Below are 15,915 nucleotides of genomic sequence, written 5' to 3' on the forward strand. Positions count from 1 at the left end.
TCATGCCTCGGCTCCGGACCCCTGCCGCATGATGCCGGCCCATGAGATCTACGACGTCATTGTCGTCGGCGCGGGCGCCGGCGGCATGATGGCGGCGGCCGTCGCGGCTGCCGAAGGGCTGCGTGTGCTGGTGATCGAGAAAACCGCCTTTGTCGGCGGCACCACGGCATGGTCCGACGGCATGGTCTGGATCCCCGCCAATGCCAAGATGAAAGAGGCGGGGATTTCGGACAGCATCGCGGATGCCGTGCAATATCTGTCGAGCACGGTGCCAGAGCCCGCCAATGCGGGCTTGCGCGCCGCTTTCCTTGCGCGCGGGCCGGAGGCGATCGCCTATCTCGAGGCCAAGACCGAAGTGCGGCTCCAGGCGGTGACGGCCCATCCGGACCATTATCCGGAGCGGCTGGGCGCGACATCCGGCGGGCGCGTGCTGGAGCCGGTTGCGTTCGACGGCGCGCGGCTGGGTCAAGCTTTTGCGCGGCTGCGCCCACCATTGCCGGAATCTACGCTGTTCGGGGGGATGATGGTCAATCGCCTCGATATCCCGCATCTGCGCAAGGTCGGACGGTCATTGCGCTCGACCTTGCGGGCCGCCCGGCTTGTTTCTGAATACGTCCTGCAACGGCTGCGCAGCCCGCGCGGCACGACGCTTTATCTCGGCAATGCGTTGGCTGCGCGATTGTACGCCTCGCTGCTGGCGCGGCAGGTTGAGATGCTGTTCAGCGCCGACGTCGCGGATTTGTCGATGCAGGGCGATCGAGTCACTGGCGTGGTCATCCGCCATGGCTCTCGCGACCGTTCGATCGCCGCACGTTGCGGGGTTGTGCTGGCAACGGGCGGCTTCTCGCACGATGCCGTTTTGCGCAAGCGTTTCTTTCCTGCAGCGGCCGAATCTGCCTCGGCAACCATCACGGCAAGCACGGGTGGCGGACTTCGGCTTGCGATGACGGCCAATGCGGCGCTCAACACGGAGGCGACGAGCCCGGCATATTGGGTGCCGGCCTCGCTGTTCCGGCGCGCCGACGGCAGCAGCGGTGTCTTCCCGCACATGATTGATTGCGCCAAGCCGGGCGTGATCGCCGTGAATGCCGCGGGTCGCCGCTTCGCCAACGAGGCGCTGCCGTATCATGAGTTCGTGCTCGCCATGCTGCGCGACGGCAATGGCGAGTCGGATCGGCCATTCCATCTGATCTGTGACCGCCCGTTCCTGTGGAGCTACGGTCTTGGCCGCATCAAGCCCTTTACGCGTCATGTGCGGCGCTTCGTGGCGAGCGGGGAGCTGATCGAAGCTCCTGATATTGTGCAATTGGCGGCGAGGCTCGGCGTCAAACCGTCCGTGCTCTCGGCGACGATCGCGAGCTACAATTTCGACGCGAAGGAAGGCCGCGATCCTGAATTCGGCCGAGGCAGCACCGTTTACCAACGCCACCTTGGCGATGCTTCGCGCAAACCCAATCCATGCGTCGCGCCGATCGTTCAGCCGCCGTTCTTCGCAATGCGGATCTATCCCGCCGATCTCGGCACGGCAATCGGCATGAAGGTGGATGCGCAGGCGCGCGTGCTGCGCGAGGACGGCGCGCCCATCGCTGGACTTTACGCCTGCGGCAACGACATGGGCTCGATCATGAACGGGCATTGTCCGGCGCCGGGCATCATGCTCGGGCCGACACTGACGTTCGGGTATCTTGCCGGGCGGCATCTGGCGGACGGGGCGGCCGTGCAGGTGACGAGTGCCGCCGAATCCTTAGCCTACTGACTATTTCCGCCGCATCAACATTCTCCGTCATTGCGAGCGTAGCGAAGCAATCCAGAATCTTTCCGCGGAGGCAGTCTGGATTGCTTCGTCGCAAGGGCTCCTCGCAATGACGTCGAAGAGAGGCTCGCGTCTCTTCGTCACTCCGCAGCAGCTGCAAAGCGGCTGTTCTCCAACTCCGCTTCCAGCCGGGCCTTCTCCGCTGCCGCCAGCTTGACGTTGGCTTCCTTGACATGTCCAAAGCCGCGGATGATCTCCGGCACGCGCGCGAGCCTGACGAGCAGCGGGATTTGTTCCGCCTTCAGCCCGGCGATCCGCTGATCGATCATGGCGAGATAATCCGCGATCAGATTCCGCTCGGTCCTGCGCTCCTCGGCGCGGGCGAACGGATCGAACGCGCCGCCACGCAGGAATTTCAGCCTTGCAAGCACGCGGAACGCGTGGATCATCCAGCCGCCGAACTCCTGTTTCTGGAGATGCCCGGTGGTCTTGTCGCGCTTTGCGAAGATCGGTGGCGCCAGATGATACTTCAGTGTGAAATCGCCGTCGAATTTTTCGGACACTTTCCTGGCGAAGCTGCCGTCAGTATAGAGCCGCGCGACCTCGTACTCGTCCTTGTAGGACATCAGCTTGAACAGGTTCTTCGCGACCGCCTCGGTCAGCTCCGTGGAGGTAGGCAAAGCGGCGCTCTCCGCCTTCCGCACCTTGGCGACGGCCGCGAGATAGCGCTCGGCATAGGCCTTGTCTTGGTAGCCGGTCAGGAAGTCGGCGCGGGTCGCGATGATGTCGTCGAGCGATTTGGTTGGCGCGGAGGCCCGGCTCTTGAACTGCAGCACGCTGCGCACCCGCGACATGTCGTGGGCGGCGAGGCGCCCCCACGTGAAGGCGAGCTTGTTCATCTCGATCGCGGCGCCGTTGATCTCGATGGCGCGGAGCAGCGCCTCCAGTGACAGCGGGATCGCGCCCTTCTGGAAGGCAAAGCCGAGCATGAAGGGGTTGGTCGCGATGCTGTCGCCCATTAGCGCGGCGGCGATTCCCGTGGCATCGATGATGTCGAGATTCTTGTCGCCGACGGCATCGCGCAGCACGGTCTGCATCGTGCCCATCTCGAAATCGATATCGGGGTTTTGCACGAAGCTCGCGGTCGGCTGCAAATCGGCGTTGATATAGGCCCTGGTCACGCCGCGCTCGGCGCGGCTGAGCGCGGTCGGGCCGGCCGAGACGATCATGTCGCAGCCGAGGATGACGTCGGCGCCGCCCGTGGTGATGCGGACGGCCGAGATGTCCTCGGGCTTCGGCGCGATGCGCACATGGCTCATCACGGCACCGTTCTTCTGCGACAGGCCGGTGAAGTCCAGCGCCGAGCAACCGCGGCCGTCGACATGGGCAGCCATGCCGAGCAGCGCGCCAATGGTGATGACGCCGGTGCCGCCGATGCCGGTGACGAGGATGTTGTAGGGGCCGTCCAGCTCGCGCGCGGGCGGCAGCGGCAGATCGGCGAACAGTTGGCCGGAATCCACGGCCGATGTCTTCATGCGCTTGAGCGTGCCGCCATGCACGGTGACAAAACTCGGGCAGAAGCCTTCGACGCAGGAAAAATCCTTGTTGCAGTTCGACTGGTCGATCTGGCGCTTGCGGCCGAACTCGGTCTCCAGCGGCTGCACCGAGACGCAGTTGGAGGCCTGCGAGCAATCGCCGCAGCCTTCGCAGACCAGCTCGTTGATGAAGGCGCGCTTGGCGGGATCCGGATAGAGTCCGCGCTTGCGGCGTCGGCGCTTTTCCGCGGCGCAGGTCTGGTCGTAGATTACGACCGTGAGGCCCTTGATGTCACGCAGCTCGCGCTGCACGGCATCGAGCTCGCGGCGGTGATGGATGGTCGCGCCTTGCGGGAAGTAATTGCCTTCGGGGTACTTGCCCGGATCGTCGGAGACGATCGCGAGCCGCTTGACGCCCTCGGCCCAGACCTGGTGCGCGATCTGCGCGACGTTGAAGGCGCCTTCGGCCGGCTGGCCGCCGGTCATCGCGACGGCGTCGTTGTAGAGGATCTTGTAGGTGATGTTGATGCCGGCGGCGGAGGCCGCGCGCAATGCCAGAAGACCGGAGTGGGTATAAGTTCCGTCGCCGAGATTCTGAAAAATGTGTTTCTCGGTGGTGAAGGGCGACTGGCCGATCCAGTTCACGCCCTCGGCGCCCATATGCGAGATCAGATCGGTGCGTCGCGTCGGCATGCTCAAGGCCATGCCGTGGCAGCCGATGCCGGCCATGGCGCGGCTGCCCTCGGGTACACGCGTCGAGGTGTTGTGCGGGCAGCCGGAGCAAAAGAAGGGCGTACGCGCGAGCTTGATCTGGGTGCTTGTCGTGACGGGATTGTCGAACGCCTCCAGACGCGCCAGGCGCTGTTCCAGCACCGGGCTGTGATGGCCGAGCTTGCGCAAGCGCGCCACCAGCGCGCCTGCGACGATGGTCGGCGTCAGCTCGCCCTCGCTCGGCAAAAGCGGCGCGCCGCGCTCGTCGCGCTTGCCGGTGACGGTCGGGCGCTTCGATGCATCGATGTTGTAGAGGATGCGCATCAGCTGGTCTTCGATGAAGCCGCGCTTCTCCTCGACGACGAGCACGTCCTGCAGGCCTTCGGTAAAGCGCCTGGCACCGCTCTCCTCCAGCGGCCAGGTCAGCGCGACCTTGTAGATGCGAAGGCCGAGGTCCTGCGCGTCCTTGTCGGTGATGCCGAGGTCGGCCAGTGCCTGGCGCAGATCGAGATAGGCCTTGCCGGTCGCGACGATGCCGAGCCGGGCCGGCGTGGAATCGAGCACGATGCGGTCGAGCTGGTTGGCGCGGGCGAAAGCCTGCACCGCCGCCATCTTGGGGCCGAACAGGCGCCGCTCGGCCTCCAGCGGCGGATCCGGCCAGCGGATGTTGAGGCCGCCGGGCGGCATCTCGAAATCATCGGGCTGCACGATCTTGATGCGCTCGGGGTCACTATAGATCGACGCAGAGCTCTCGACGGTCTCGCTGATCGCCTTGAAGCCGACCCAGCAACCCGAGAAGCGCGACAGCGCGAAACCATAGAGGCCGAGATCGAGATAGTCCTGCAGCGTCGCCGGATTGATCACGGGGATCAGCGCCGCGGCGAACACCTGCTCGCTCTGGTGCGCCAGTGTCGAGGACTGGCAGCCATGGTCATCGCCGGCGAGCGCGAGGACGCCGCCGTTGCGCGAGGTGCCGGCCGCATTGGCGTGCTTGAGCGCATCGACCGAGCGATCGACGCCGGGGCCCTTGCCGTACCAGATGCCGAATACGCCATCGACCTTGGCGCCGGGAAACAGGCCGACCTGCTGGCTGCCCCAGACGGCAGTTGCCGCCAGGTCCTCGTTCAGGCCGGGGACGAAGGCGATGTCGTGCCGCTGCAGATGCGCCTTCGCGCGCCACAGCGCGTGGTCGTACATGCCGAGCGGGGAACCGCGATAGCCGGAAATGAAGCCGCCGGTGTTGAGCCCCAGGAGCCGGTCGCGTTCGCGCTGCAACATGGGCAGGCGGACCAGCGCCTGGGTCCCGGACAGGAAGATCCGCTTCGATTCGAGCCGGTATTTGTCGTCCAGCTCGACCTGCATCAGCGTCATTTCGGAAAGTCCTTGTCGTCGTATCAGGAGGAATTTTGCGCCGCGGAAAGAGGGCGACTTGCGAAGCGGGTATCGGCAGTGAAGAGCATGGAGCATCGAAGTCAATATCGCTGGCCGCACCCGTGGCGGGCCTGCTAGTCATGGCTGCCTGTGGAGGAGACCATGACTGCAAACGCGTTCAATACCGAGATCGCCGAAACCGCCGAGGCCCTGATCGGCCCGTGGCGTCGGCCGCGCCAGATGCTGCACGCGCAGATTTACGATGCGCATGCCTCCATCCACGACGATGCGACCGCGCAGAAGCTCGGCTTCAAGGGCGGCACCATCGAGGGTCCGACGCATTTCAGCCAGTTTGCGCCGCTCGGTGCGCGGCTGTGGGGACGGGCCTGGTTCGAGAGCGGCTGTCTCTCCGCGCATTACCGCAACGCCTGCTTCGAAGGTGAGGAGGTGCAGGCGATCCTGTCGAAACCGCTGCCGGGCACCAGCCAATGCCAGATCCAGATGGTGAAACGCGACGGCACCGAGGTGTTGCGCGGCACGGCCTCTGTCGGCGATCCCCACGCGGCGACGGCGCTCGAGACGCGCCTGACCGAGCTCAAGCCACTCACGGACCCCGTCATCCTGCGCGACGTGCGGGTGGCCCATACCAGCAGGCGGCAAACGGTGCGGATGGCGTTCGACCAGAACATGGGCGACCTCTATCCGTTCTCGCTGCGGCAGAAGCTGGCAGTCATCACCGAGAACTCACCTTACTATTCCGGCGCCGACAATCCGTGGGGCAAAGCGATCATCCCGATGGAGATGCTGAGCGTGCTGTTTCAATACCGCTCCAAGGACGATCCGCTGCCGGCGAAGGGGCCGGCCGTCGGCCTGTTCGCCGACCAGGAGATCTGCCTGTTGAAAGGCCCGCTGTTCGTCGATGAAGAGTACGAGGTCGAGCGCGAGGTGGTCGCGCTCTCCGGCAGCCGCCGCACCGAGAGCGCCTGGGTCAAGACGCGCGTGTTCGACAAGACGGGCACGATGGTCGCGACCATGCTGCTCAACATGGCGACGCTGAAGGAGTCTTACGCGCCTTACGAGGATGAGTATCGACAGCTGTATGGGGCGGTCCGATAGCCCCGCTGCCAGCTCATCCTTTGAGCAAATGCACGTCGCAAAGCCGTCGCACAGGGAATGAGCAGACGTCGATCGCTAACGTAACCTTCTGAGTACGCAGCGATTTCCATCACGGCCCGCACGCCTCCGCAATTGTACACAATGGCACGACGCTTGCAGAACTCTGGACAAAGAGAGTTCTTGCGGGGGCGTCATGTTGAACTCAACCAAGCCGACATTGGGCGTCATCAGCGCCGAGCCCGAGCCGATCAAGCTCGATTGGTCTGCCACCGCGCTCGTCATCATCGACATGCAACGCGACTTCATGGAGCCTGGCGGCTTCGGCGAGACGCTCGGCAATGACGTCAGCCAGCTTGCACGCGCGGTGAAGCCGATCGGCGCCGTGCTGAGGGCGGCGCGCGACACCGGCATGCTCGTGGTTCACACCCGCGAGGGGCATCTGCCCGATCTCTCCGACGCGCCGCCGGCCAAGATCGAGCGCGGCGCGCCATCGTTGCGCATCGGCGATCCCGGCCCGATGGGTCGCATCCTGATCCGTGGCGAGGCCGGTCACGACATCATCCCGGAGCTCTATCCGCTCGACAGTGAGGTCGTGATCGACAAGCCCGGCAAGGGCGCGTTCTACGCGACCGAACTCACGGACGTGCTGGAGAAATACGGCATCGAGAATCTCCTGGTGTGCGGCGTCACCACAGAGGTGTGCGTCAACACCACCGTGCGCGAGGCCAATGACCGCGGCTATCGCTGCGTCGTCATCTCCGATGGCTGCGCCTCCTATTTCCCCGAGTTTCACGAGATGGGCCTGAAGATGATCAAGGCCCAGGGCGGCATCTTCGGCTGGGTCGCAGACTCGACCGCAGTACTGGAGGCGATGAAGACTTCGACCACATAGGGGAGTTATCATGAGCACATCGACGGGGACGGCCGGCAAGTCCACTTTTCAACCGGCACTATGGACATCGGGCGACTGGAACGCGTTTTTCGGCTTCGGCACCAACATCCTCGTCAACATGCTGGTGCTCACGGGCCTGCTTCGCTTCGTGCTGAAGATGCCGGACAGTCTCGTGTTCGGCCGCATCCTGCCCGCGCTCGGGCTGATGATGTGCCTGTCGACCTTCTACTACGCGTTTCTCGCCTATCGCCTCGCGCAGAAGACGGGCCGCAGCGACGTCTGCGCGCTGCCCTCGGGCGTCAGCGTGCCGCACATGTTCATCGTCACCTTCGTGATCATGCTGCCGATCACGCTGAAGACCGGCGACCCGCTGAAGGGCTGGTCGGCTGGCCTCGTCTGGGTGTTCTTCCAGAGCTTCATTCTCATGATCGGTGGCTTCATCGCGCCGTTCATCCGCAAGATCACGCCGCGTGCGGCGCTGCTCGGCACGCTCGCGGGCGTCTCCGTCACCTTCATCTCGATGCGGCCCGCGCTCGAGATGTACATGACGCCGCAGATTGGCCTCGTCTGCTTCGCCATCATCCTGGTGAGCTGGTTCGGCGGGGTGAAATATGCGAAGGGCATTCCTGCGGGCCTCGTCGCCATTGCCGCTGGCATGATCATCGCCTGGGGCTCGAACCTGTTCGGCCTCGGGCTTGGCGGATTGAGCATCGCGGGCGTCGGCGCGGCGTTTGCCAATTTCGGCTTCTCGGTGCCGATCCCGGCAGTAGGCCATGTCTTCTCAGGATTCGAATATCTCGGCGTCATCCTGGTCACCGCCATTCCATTCGGCATCTATGACCTCGTCGAGGCCATGGACAATGTCGAGAGCGCGGAGGCCGCCGGCGACGAATATCCGACCACGCGCGTGCTCACTGCCGACGGCGTCGTCAGCCTGATCGGCTGCCTGATGGGCAATCCCTTCATCAACGCCGTCTATATCGGCCATCCCGGCTGGAAGGCGATGGGGGGCCGTATCGGCTATTCGGCTGCGACCGGCATCATGGTCGTAGTGCTGGCCTGGTTTGGCATCATCTCGGTGCTGCTGGCGCTCGTACCTGTCGTCGCGATCTCGCCGATCCTGCTCTATATCGGCATGCTCATCGGCGCGCAGGCGTTCCAGACCACGCCGGTCAAGCACGCGCCTGCGATCGTGCTGGCGTTGACGCCGCATCTGGCGGCCTGGGCCAAGCTGCAGATCGACACCATGCTGGGATCGACCATGAATGCGGCGGCAACCGTCGGCGGCATGGCCGCCGACAAGGCCGACGCGGTCAAGGCGGCCGCGATCGCAGCCCTGCCGCAGCAGGGCGTGTTCTATCGCGGTCTCGAGGTCATGGGCGGCGGCTCCATCCTCGGCGGCCTGATCCTGGGAGCGATCGGCGTCTTCGTCATCGAGCGCGATTTCGAGAAAGCATCAAGCTTCGCACTGGTCGGCGCGGTGCTGACCTATTTCGGCTTCATGCATGGTGAAGCCGTCGGCATCGGCGGCGGCTTTGGTGTGACGCCCGCGGTGGCGTTTGCCTATGCCGTGATGGCGGCCGGCCTGTTCGCAGCCAGCAAGCTCGGCGCCAGTGAACATTACGCCGCGCATCCGGAGATGCACGCCGCTCCGGCGGAGTAGGCGTCGGCCAACACATGAAAGGCGGCCGGGTGACGCCATTGTTGCCCGGCCATTTTTCATGCTACGCCGAGATCGGCCAGGATCTCGGCCCCGGCGCGAACCTCATGGCTGGATCCTTCGAAATCTTCGCCGACAGGTTCGCAGGCGCCGCCCAGATGTCGCGCAAAGAACGCCTCGGCAATTGCGACGTGGGAGAGCTGGTTGGGCGGCCTCTGGAATCCGTGTCCCTCATCGGGATAGACGATGTAGGTCACAGGAATGTTTTTTGCCTCCATGGCCGCCGCGATAGTGTCGCTTTCCGCAATCTTGCAGCGAACGTCGTTGGCGCCATGAAAGATCAGCATGGGCTTCTTGATGTTGTCTACCTTGTTGATCGGTGAGCGCTCGGCGAGCAGCTTGCGGCCTTCCTCTGTGCGGGGATCGCCGTAGCTGCGATACATGAACTCCGCGAAGCCGGCCCAGTACGGCGGCATCGATTCCAGCAGCGTTTGCAGATTGGAGATGCCGACCACCGGCACCGAGCAGCAGAACACCTCGGGCGTGAAGGTCGCGCCGATGAACGAGGCGAGGCCGCCATAGGATACGCCGAAGATCGCGACCTTGTCCTTTTGCGCGATCCCTTGTGCGATTGACCAATCGACCATGTCGATGAGATCGTCGTGCATCTTTCGCGCATGCTCTTTCTCGCTGGCGGCAACGAACGCCTTGCCGAAGCCGGTCGATCCCCGATAATTGACCGAAAGCACGGCATAGCCACGGTCGGCCAGCCATTGGTGGTCTCTGCGATAGCCATAGATGTCGCGGCCCCACGGACCGCCGTGGACGATGAGGACCATCGGCAACGGCCGAGGCGGCCGATCGGCTTCGATATCCGCTGGCAGCGTAAGATAGGAGACGAGCGTCAATCCATCGCGCGACTTGCCCTGCACCTCTTGCATACGCCCGAGGCGGTACGGCTTCAGTTCGGGGCGCGCCGTGAACAGCTCGGTAATGGTCTGCCTGTCGCGGTCAAGCAGATGATATGTGACGGGCTGATCTGGCGCGTGGCTCGCCACGATCCATCGGCGGCCATCGTCACTTTGGCTTTCGACGTGAAACGCATGGTCCGGCAGTCGCGCCTTGATCAGATCAAGCTCGGTTGTGACGGCCGGCGTTAAAGCCGTCCACTCCGGCCGGCCGGGGTCGATGCAAACCGCCTCCGGTTCGAAGGTTCTGGCGTTGAAGATGGCGCCCGTCACGTCGGCGCGGTCGCTCTGATACAAGAGTCGCTCTTCGTCGGTGGACCAGTCGATCCGCAGCAGCGCCGACTTGTCGCGCTCAAGGCTTGAGCACATGTGAAGGTGACTGCATCCGGCATCGAACGTCCAGAGCCGGGTGCTGATATAGGCTTCGTAGGGGACGTCGCGCCAATGCGCGACCTTGCCGCCGTCAATACGCCAGAGCCGCGTGCCGCCGTCAGGCGCATTGCTCTGCGCGTAGCGGGGCTTCAACCGCCAATCGAGGCCGACGTGGTGAAACTCCTGGCGATTTTCCCAAACCAGCGTGCGTTCACCGGTTGCGAGATCGAGCAGGAAGACATCATGCCAGCGCGTGTCTCGGTCATTGATGCTGATCGCGATCTTGTCTGGAACGATGTGGGACCAGTACGTCGGCATCGCCCGGACGTTCACGAAAGGCGTCAAATCCCGGAGTTCCTGCGTATGGGGATTAACGACGAACAGATGCAGGTTTTCATCCCCGTTCTCGTCGTTGAGAAACATGATGTGACGGCCGTCCGGGCTCCAATTCTGCCAAGTGATGGGTCGGCCCGTGGTGCGTGTCACGGGCTGTCCGGCCGCAATGCTGTCGACTGGCGAGATCCAGATGTTCAGAACGCCGTCGACAGGCGCGAGCCAGGACAGCAATCGACCGTCCGGCGATAGCTTGGCGCCGACATAAGTCGGATTGCCAAACAGCTTTCGGCGCGGGATCAGGGGGCGAGCTGTCATGTGGCTTCTCGCTGACGGTTTGCGCGCAGGCGCGATTTTGGCGCAGCGGCAGCGTTACAGATCGTAGCATATGTGCGCGCGGAGCCTGCGTCAACTCAACGTAGAGCGCAGGTGCACTTCTGGACTGGAAGCGTGCAAAATCGCGCTTCCCTGACGATCGGGATTGACGTGACTACCCGCCCTTGACGGCCCCTGCTGTCAGTCCTGCCACGATCTGCCGCTGCGCGAACACCGTGAGCAACAACACCGGAAGCGTGACGATCAGCGCGGCGGCGGCCAGTGGGCCCCAGCTCAATTGGTCGAACGAGATCATGTTGTAGACGGCGACCGGCAGCGTGCGCGTCTCGCGTCCGGCCAGCACGATGCCGAACACGAAATTGTTCCAGGAGAAGATCACCGCGAGAATGAAGGCAACCGCGATGCCGGGCTTGGCGATCGGCAGCGCGACGTGGCGAAAGACCTGCCAGCGCGTAGCGCCGTCGATCAGCGCGGCTTCCTCCAGCTCCAGCGGCGTCGTCTCGAAATAGCCAATCATGATCCAGATCACGATCGGCACAGTCACCACGAGATGGATGATGATCTGCGGGACCAGGGTGCCGAGCAGTCCCAGCCACTGGAACAGCAGGAACAGCGGGATCAGGTAGGACAGGCCGGGCGTGATGCGGGCGATCAGGATCACGATTGCCGATTTGTGCGCGGCCATGCGGGCGATGCCATAGCCGGCGGGAATGCCGACCATCAGCGCGAGCGCGGTCGCGCTGCCCGTTACCACCAGGCTGTTGAGGAAGTAGGTCAGGAAGCGATTGGAGGCGAGCACGTCGGCATAGTTCTTCCAGGCAATATGCTCAGGGAAGAACACCGGCGGATAGGCGGCGTTGTCGATCTCGAATTTGAGCGACAGCGACAGCATCCAGAGGAAGAACAGGATGGCCGGCGACACGATGACGAGGATGGCAAACCACAGCCCGATCCTGCCGAGGATGCTGCGCAGGTTCATGCGCCGCCCCCCATCTCGGTCCACAGCATGCGCTGACGGACGTAGAGCATCACGGCGGCGAGCGCGACGATCAGCAGGAAGAAGATGACCGCGATCGCCGAGCCATAGCCGATGTCGTAATAGGCGAAGGCGACGCTGTAGAGGTAGAGGTTGATGGTCTCTGATGCCGAGCCCGGTCCGCCCTGGGTGATCGCGAAGATGATGTCGAAGCTCTTCACCGCATCAATCATGCGGATCATGCCGGCGATGAACAGGAAAGGCATGATCAGCGGCAGCGTGATGAACCGGAACACTTGCCAGAAGCTGGCGCCGTCGATCTGCGCGCTCTCATAGGGCTCGGTCGGGATTGCGGCGAGGCCGCCGAGCACGATCAGCATCACGAGCGGCGTCCATTGCCAGGTCTCGACCAGCACCAGCGAGGGGATCACCGTCGCCGGATGAAATACCCAGAGCTGGGCGGGTATCCCGACCAGCGACAGCAGGTAGTTCAGCACGCCGAGCTGGGGATGGAACATCATGGTCCAGACCAGCCCGATCGCCACCGGAGTCGCCATCATCGGCATGATGAAGATTCCGCGGAGGAAGCCGCGGCCGGCGAATTTCTGGTGAAACACCACGGCCGCCAGCGTGCCGAGCATCAGCGGCAGCAGCACCGAGAGCGCGGTGTAGACCAATGTGTGGCCCACCGCCTCGATGAAGCGGGGATCGCCGGTCAGCCGCAGATAGTTGGACAGACCGACGAAGGTGGTTGGCACGCCGACCTTCCACTCGTGCAGGCTCATCCAGATCGTGAACAGCCACGGAAATATGATGATGGCGAGCACGACGACCAGCGCCGGCACCACGAACGGCCAATAGGATGGCCGACGCCATTGCTTCTCCGGCGCGGCCTCTTTTGCCGCCGCCGGAGAGGTCTGAGTTATCACGCTCACGTTTTCTCACTGCGCTCCAGGATCGGCCGGAATTGCTCGTGCGCCTTCTTCAGCTCCGTTGCCGGGTCGGCGCCGGACAAGGTCGCGGTGAGCGCAGCACCGACGGTGTCGCGGTATTCGGCGACCGGGATGATGACGGGCAGACCGAGCTTGGAGATTTTTGCGGAGTCGATCACCGACTGCAGCCACTCCTTGGTCTTTACGCCCTTGGCGACTTCCGGATCATCGACGATGGAGTTGCGGAACGGCACACCGCCGCCGGCCTGCAGCAGGCGCGCACCCTGTCCCTTCGAGGCCACCCATTGGCAGAGCAGATAGGCGGCTTCCTTGTTCTTGCTCGCCGCGGCAATGCCGATGCCGTCGCCATAAGTTGACGAGAACTGGCCTTTGGGTCCCGCAGGCACCCGCGTGTAGCCGACTTTGCCGACCACGCGCGAGGCGGCCGGGTCTTCCAGCGGCGGCGCCCAGCCGTCGGCATCGATCCACATGGCGGCGCGCCCCTGCGTGAACGAGGCCATCGACTCCATCCAGTTGAAGCCGGCAACGCCGGGAGGTGCCGACTTGGTCAGGAGCCGCTGATAGAGCTTGGTGGCTTCGATCGCCTCCGGACCGTCGCTCAGAATGTTGCCCTTGGCGTCGAGGAATTCGCCGCCGTAGTTCAGGTAGAAATTGGTCCACATCGCCATGTTGGCGTTGCGCAAGCCGCGTCCGACGAAGCCATAGATGCCTTCCTTGGGATCGGTGAGCTTTTCGGCGGCAGTTGCCATTTCCTCCAGTGTCTTCGGGACCTCGATGCTCTTCCTCTGCAGCAGCTCCTTGTTGTAGTAGAGGATGAAATAGTCGACTGACCACGGCAGCGACAGCATCTGGCCCTTGTCGTTCTTGGCGTATTGCAGGCCCGCGGCCGAAAAATCGCTCTCGACGAGGTCCGGCGGGGTCAGCGTCGGATCCTTCAAATAGGGCGTCATATCGGCGAGCCAGCCCGCTTTCTCGAACTGCCGCTTCTGCACGTGATAGCTGAGGTGGATGACGTCGAAACTGGGACGGCCGGAAGTCAGTTCGATGACCACTTTCTGGCGCTGCTGCTGCTCGGGGATCTGCTCGGACTCGACCTGGATGCCGGAGAGGTCGGTGAACTCCTTGATGTACTTCTGCAGATTGTCACCGCGAGGACCCTTGGCCAGGATCACCTCCAGCTTGGTCCCCGAATATTTCTTCCAGCTGATGTCGGCACGGGCCGGCAATCCGGTCAGGCTGAGTGCGCCGGCCGCTGCGGTGCCCGTCAAGAGCGTACGACGCGAGATTTTGTGGTTGACCACTTGTAGTTCCTCCCTGTGACTCATTTTCTTTGGGAGGGATACTAGCGACCGTGCCACGCCTGCCTAGTCCTAATTCCAGCGGATCAGGGCCGGATGGCGGGCGTTTCCATCGGCATTCCGCGGGCGCGCGACATCAGATAGAGCTCGAGCGCGACCAGTTCGGGCGCGCCGTATTCATAGGCCTGGGCGCGCACGCCGGTCATGCAGCTGCGCAAGCGTCGCTCCAGGGATCCCAGCGTTTGCCACTCCAGCCGATAGAGCGGATAGCCGGTCGGCTGAGCTTGCGTGATGGGCGAGCCTGCAAGGCGCTTGTCAAAGTTGTCGTCGTGGCAATTGGTACAAGCGAGATTGAGCTGGCCTTCGCGTTGCAAATAGAGTTTGCGGCCCTGTTCGACGAAGGGGGCAAGCCGCGGATCCTCGCCCGCGGTAATAGCGATGCCGCGGGACTGGTGGGCGACGAAAGCGGACAGCGTCAGGATGTCGCGGCTCTCGTAAGGCAGGGGCGTCGCCTGCTGGTGATTGGTGCGGCAGAGGTTGATGCGCTGGTCGAGCGTGACCGGGCGCGCCAGCGCCTTGTCGAAAGCAGGATAGCGTGCCGCAACGCCCTTCATGCTGCTGCGCGCATCGCCGTGGCAATCCGCGCAGGACTTGTCAGCGCTGCCGGTCTTCTTCCTCCACAGGGTCTCGCCGTCGAGGACGAACAGCATGCCCGGATTGGACGTGTCGTCATCCTGCATGGCGCGTGTGTCAGGGCCCATGAAGGAATAGCCGGAGCGGCGCGCATCGGGCGGGATTTCGCCAGCGAGCAAGGCCGGGATCCCGGCGAACAGAATTGCCGCCGCTATCGCGCGCCACAAGATCATTCGACGGTGATCGATGCCGATGCGGTGGTCGAATAGCCGTTGTCGCCGGTCCATTCGAACTCGAACTTGCCGCTCTCCTTGGCGATCGTGAAGAAGGACAGGTAGGGATTGGCGGCGATGGCTGGAAACAGATCGGCACGGAAGATCTCGGTGCCGTTGTAGCGGCAGGTGAAGCTCGTGATGATGTCGCGCGGCACCAGCGCGCCCTCCACGGTGTGGCGGAAGCCGGTCTCCATGATGTGCGAAGTCAGCGTGCGGATCTCGATGATGTCCCCACGTTTGGCCTTCGCCGGAACGTTGATGAGGGCAGCCATCAGTTCAGCTCCTCGGTGCACGCAGCCAGCGTCACCACGATATCTGCCGAGACCTGCCAGAAACTGTCATCGGAGAGGCGGGCGATCGCCACCACCTTCTGGGTGTCGGCGAGCCGGATCCGCGTCGAGATCTGGGCACGACCGGAAGAAGGAGTGAGATAGAAATTGCCGATGTTCGGCTGCGGGTTCTTTTCGTTGAAGACATGGATGCTCTTGACGTAATCGTCCAAAGTCATCGGGCTTGCGACGCTCACTGTCATCGGCACCGTGTTGCCGTTCTCGACCAGCGGCGGAATGTCGAGCTTGACCTTGCCGGTGCGGATGGGGGCTTCACCGACGACGTTGCGAATTGCGGTGTTGAGCATCGCGGGCGTTGCGTCGAGCGGCCGCAGCGTCAGGACCGGAATGACCGTAACGCCGCCAGCCAGGCTCAAGAATTGTCGTCGCGTCGGCATGAGCAG

The 15,915-nt window shown here is 63.6% G+C and carries 12 protein-coding genes; 4 read left to right on the forward strand and 8 right to left on the reverse strand.

Annotated features, from left to right (window positions below):
- Window positions 1–28: 28 nt before the first annotated feature.
- Complete coding sequence (locus G8O24_RS15165) at window positions 29–1,756, forward strand: FAD-dependent oxidoreductase (protein WP_188100514.1); 1,728 nt, start codon at window positions 29–31, stop codon at window positions 1,754–1,756.
- A 137-nt stretch (window positions 1,757–1,893) separates the two neighbouring features.
- Here the strand turns inward: G8O24_RS15165 and G8O24_RS15170 are convergent, their stop codons facing one another.
- Complete coding sequence (locus G8O24_RS15170) at window positions 1,894–5,370, reverse strand: indolepyruvate ferredoxin oxidoreductase family protein (protein WP_188100516.1); 3,477 nt, start codon at window positions 5,368–5,370, stop codon at window positions 1,894–1,896.
- Between the two features lie 162 nt (window positions 5,371–5,532).
- On the opposite strand from G8O24_RS15170, the gene G8O24_RS15175 reads away from it, so the two are divergent.
- The 3 genes from G8O24_RS15175 to G8O24_RS15185 all read left to right on the forward strand — a co-directional run bounded on the left by G8O24_RS15175 (window position 5,533) and on the right by G8O24_RS15185 (window position 9,041).
- Window positions 5,533–6,486: a hypothetical protein gene (locus G8O24_RS15175; RefSeq protein ID WP_188100517.1), complete on the forward strand. Its 954-nt coding sequence runs from the start codon at window positions 5,533–5,535 to the stop codon at window positions 6,484–6,486.
- 193 nt (window positions 6,487–6,679) lie between these two features.
- A complete protein-coding gene (locus tag G8O24_RS15180; protein ID WP_188100519.1) occupies window positions 6,680–7,378 on the forward strand; it encodes a cysteine hydrolase family protein in 699 nt (232 codons plus the stop codon).
- Window positions 7,379–7,388: 10 nt separating this feature from the next.
- Window positions 7,389–9,041 (forward strand): regulator, encoded by a 1,653-nt coding sequence (locus tag G8O24_RS15185; RefSeq protein ID WP_188100521.1) that lies wholly within the window; start codon window positions 7,389–7,391, stop codon window positions 9,039–9,041.
- A 56-nt stretch (window positions 9,042–9,097) separates the two neighbouring features.
- Here G8O24_RS15185 and G8O24_RS15190 read toward each other — a convergent pair whose 3' ends face one another.
- The 7 genes from G8O24_RS15190 to G8O24_RS15220 all read right to left on the reverse strand — a co-directional run bounded on the left by G8O24_RS15190 (window position 9,098) and on the right by G8O24_RS15220 (window position 15,909).
- Entirely contained in the window at window positions 9,098–11,029 is a 1,932-nt protein-coding gene (locus tag G8O24_RS15190; RefSeq protein ID WP_188100523.1) for a S9 family peptidase, read from the reverse strand.
- Between the two features lie 172 nt (window positions 11,030–11,201).
- A complete protein-coding gene (locus G8O24_RS15195) occupies window positions 11,202–12,026 on the reverse strand; it encodes a carbohydrate ABC transporter permease (protein WP_188100525.1) in 825 nt (274 codons plus the stop codon).
- Complete coding sequence (locus tag G8O24_RS15200; protein ID WP_188100527.1) at window positions 12,023–12,958, reverse strand: carbohydrate ABC transporter permease; 936 nt, start codon at window positions 12,956–12,958, stop codon at window positions 12,023–12,025. Before G8O24_RS15200 ends, G8O24_RS15195 begins: the two co-directional genes overlap by 4 nt.
- Window positions 12,955–14,301 carry an ABC transporter substrate-binding protein gene (locus G8O24_RS15205; RefSeq protein WP_188100529.1) on the reverse strand — a complete coding sequence of 449 codons (1,347 nt, stop codon included), beginning with the start codon at window positions 14,299–14,301 and terminating at the stop codon, window positions 12,955–12,957. The genes G8O24_RS15200 and G8O24_RS15205 overlap by 4 nt, the downstream gene beginning before the upstream one ends.
- A gap of 59 nt (window positions 14,302–14,360) precedes the next feature.
- Entirely contained in the window at window positions 14,361–15,140 is a 780-nt protein-coding gene (gene soxA, locus G8O24_RS15210) for a sulfur oxidation c-type cytochrome SoxA (RefSeq protein ID WP_188100531.1), read from the reverse strand.
- Complete coding sequence (soxZ, locus tag G8O24_RS15215) at window positions 15,137–15,454, reverse strand: thiosulfate oxidation carrier complex protein SoxZ (protein ID WP_188100533.1); 318 nt, start codon at window positions 15,452–15,454, stop codon at window positions 15,137–15,139. Before soxZ ends, soxA begins: the two co-directional genes overlap by 4 nt.
- The gene (locus G8O24_RS15220) at window positions 15,454–15,909 is read right to left on the reverse strand and encodes a SoxY-related AACIE arm protein (protein WP_188100535.1); all 456 of its coding nucleotides are present in this window, start codon (window positions 15,907–15,909) and stop codon (window positions 15,454–15,456) included. The genes soxZ and G8O24_RS15220 overlap by 1 nt, the downstream gene beginning before the upstream one ends.
- Between the last annotated feature and the right edge of the window lie 6 nt (window positions 15,910–15,915).

It is taken from the genome of Bradyrhizobium campsiandrae (assembly GCF_014529705.1).
Classification (GTDB): Bacteria; Pseudomonadota; Alphaproteobacteria; order Rhizobiales; family Xanthobacteraceae; genus Bradyrhizobium; species Bradyrhizobium campsiandrae.

What these genes read in the sequence shown, in the direction of transcription:
- G8O24_RS15180 (WP_188100519.1), top strand. Translation starts at nt 6,680, where the DNA reads ATGTTGAACTCAACCAAGCCGACATTGGGCGTCATCAGCGCCGAGCCC.
- G8O24_RS15175 (WP_188100517.1), top strand. Translation starts at nt 5,533, where the DNA reads ATGACTGCAAACGCGTTCAATACCGAGATCGCCGAAACCGCCGAGGCC.
- G8O24_RS15170 (WP_188100516.1), bottom strand. Translation starts at nt 5,370, where the DNA reads ATGACGCTGATGCAGGTCGAGCTGGACGACAAATACCGGCTCGAATCG.
- G8O24_RS15165 (WP_188100514.1), top strand. Translation starts at nt 29, where the DNA reads ATGATGCCGGCCCATGAGATCTACGACGTCATTGTCGTCGGCGCGGGC.
- G8O24_RS15190 (WP_188100523.1), bottom strand. Translation starts at nt 11,029, where the DNA reads ATGACAGCTCGCCCCCTGATCCCGCGCCGAAAGCTGTTTGGCAATCCG.
- soxZ (WP_188100533.1), bottom strand. Translation starts at nt 15,454, where the DNA reads ATGGCTGCCCTCATCAACGTTCCGGCGAAGGCCAAACGTGGGGACATC.
- G8O24_RS15195 (WP_188100525.1), bottom strand. Translation starts at nt 12,026, where the DNA reads ATGAACCTGCGCAGCATCCTCGGCAGGATCGGGCTGTGGTTTGCCATC.
- G8O24_RS15185 (WP_188100521.1), top strand. Translation starts at nt 7,389, where the DNA reads ATGAGCACATCGACGGGGACGGCCGGCAAGTCCACTTTTCAACCGGCA.
- G8O24_RS15205 (WP_188100529.1), bottom strand. Translation starts at nt 14,301, where the DNA reads ATGAGTCACAGGGAGGAACTACAAGTGGTCAACCACAAAATCTCGCGT.
- soxA (WP_188100531.1), bottom strand. Translation starts at nt 15,140, where the DNA reads ATGATCTTGTGGCGCGCGATAGCGGCGGCAATTCTGTTCGCCGGGATC.
- G8O24_RS15220 (WP_188100535.1), bottom strand. Translation starts at nt 15,909, where the DNA reads ATGCCGACGCGACGACAATTCTTGAGCCTGGCTGGCGGCGTTACGGTC.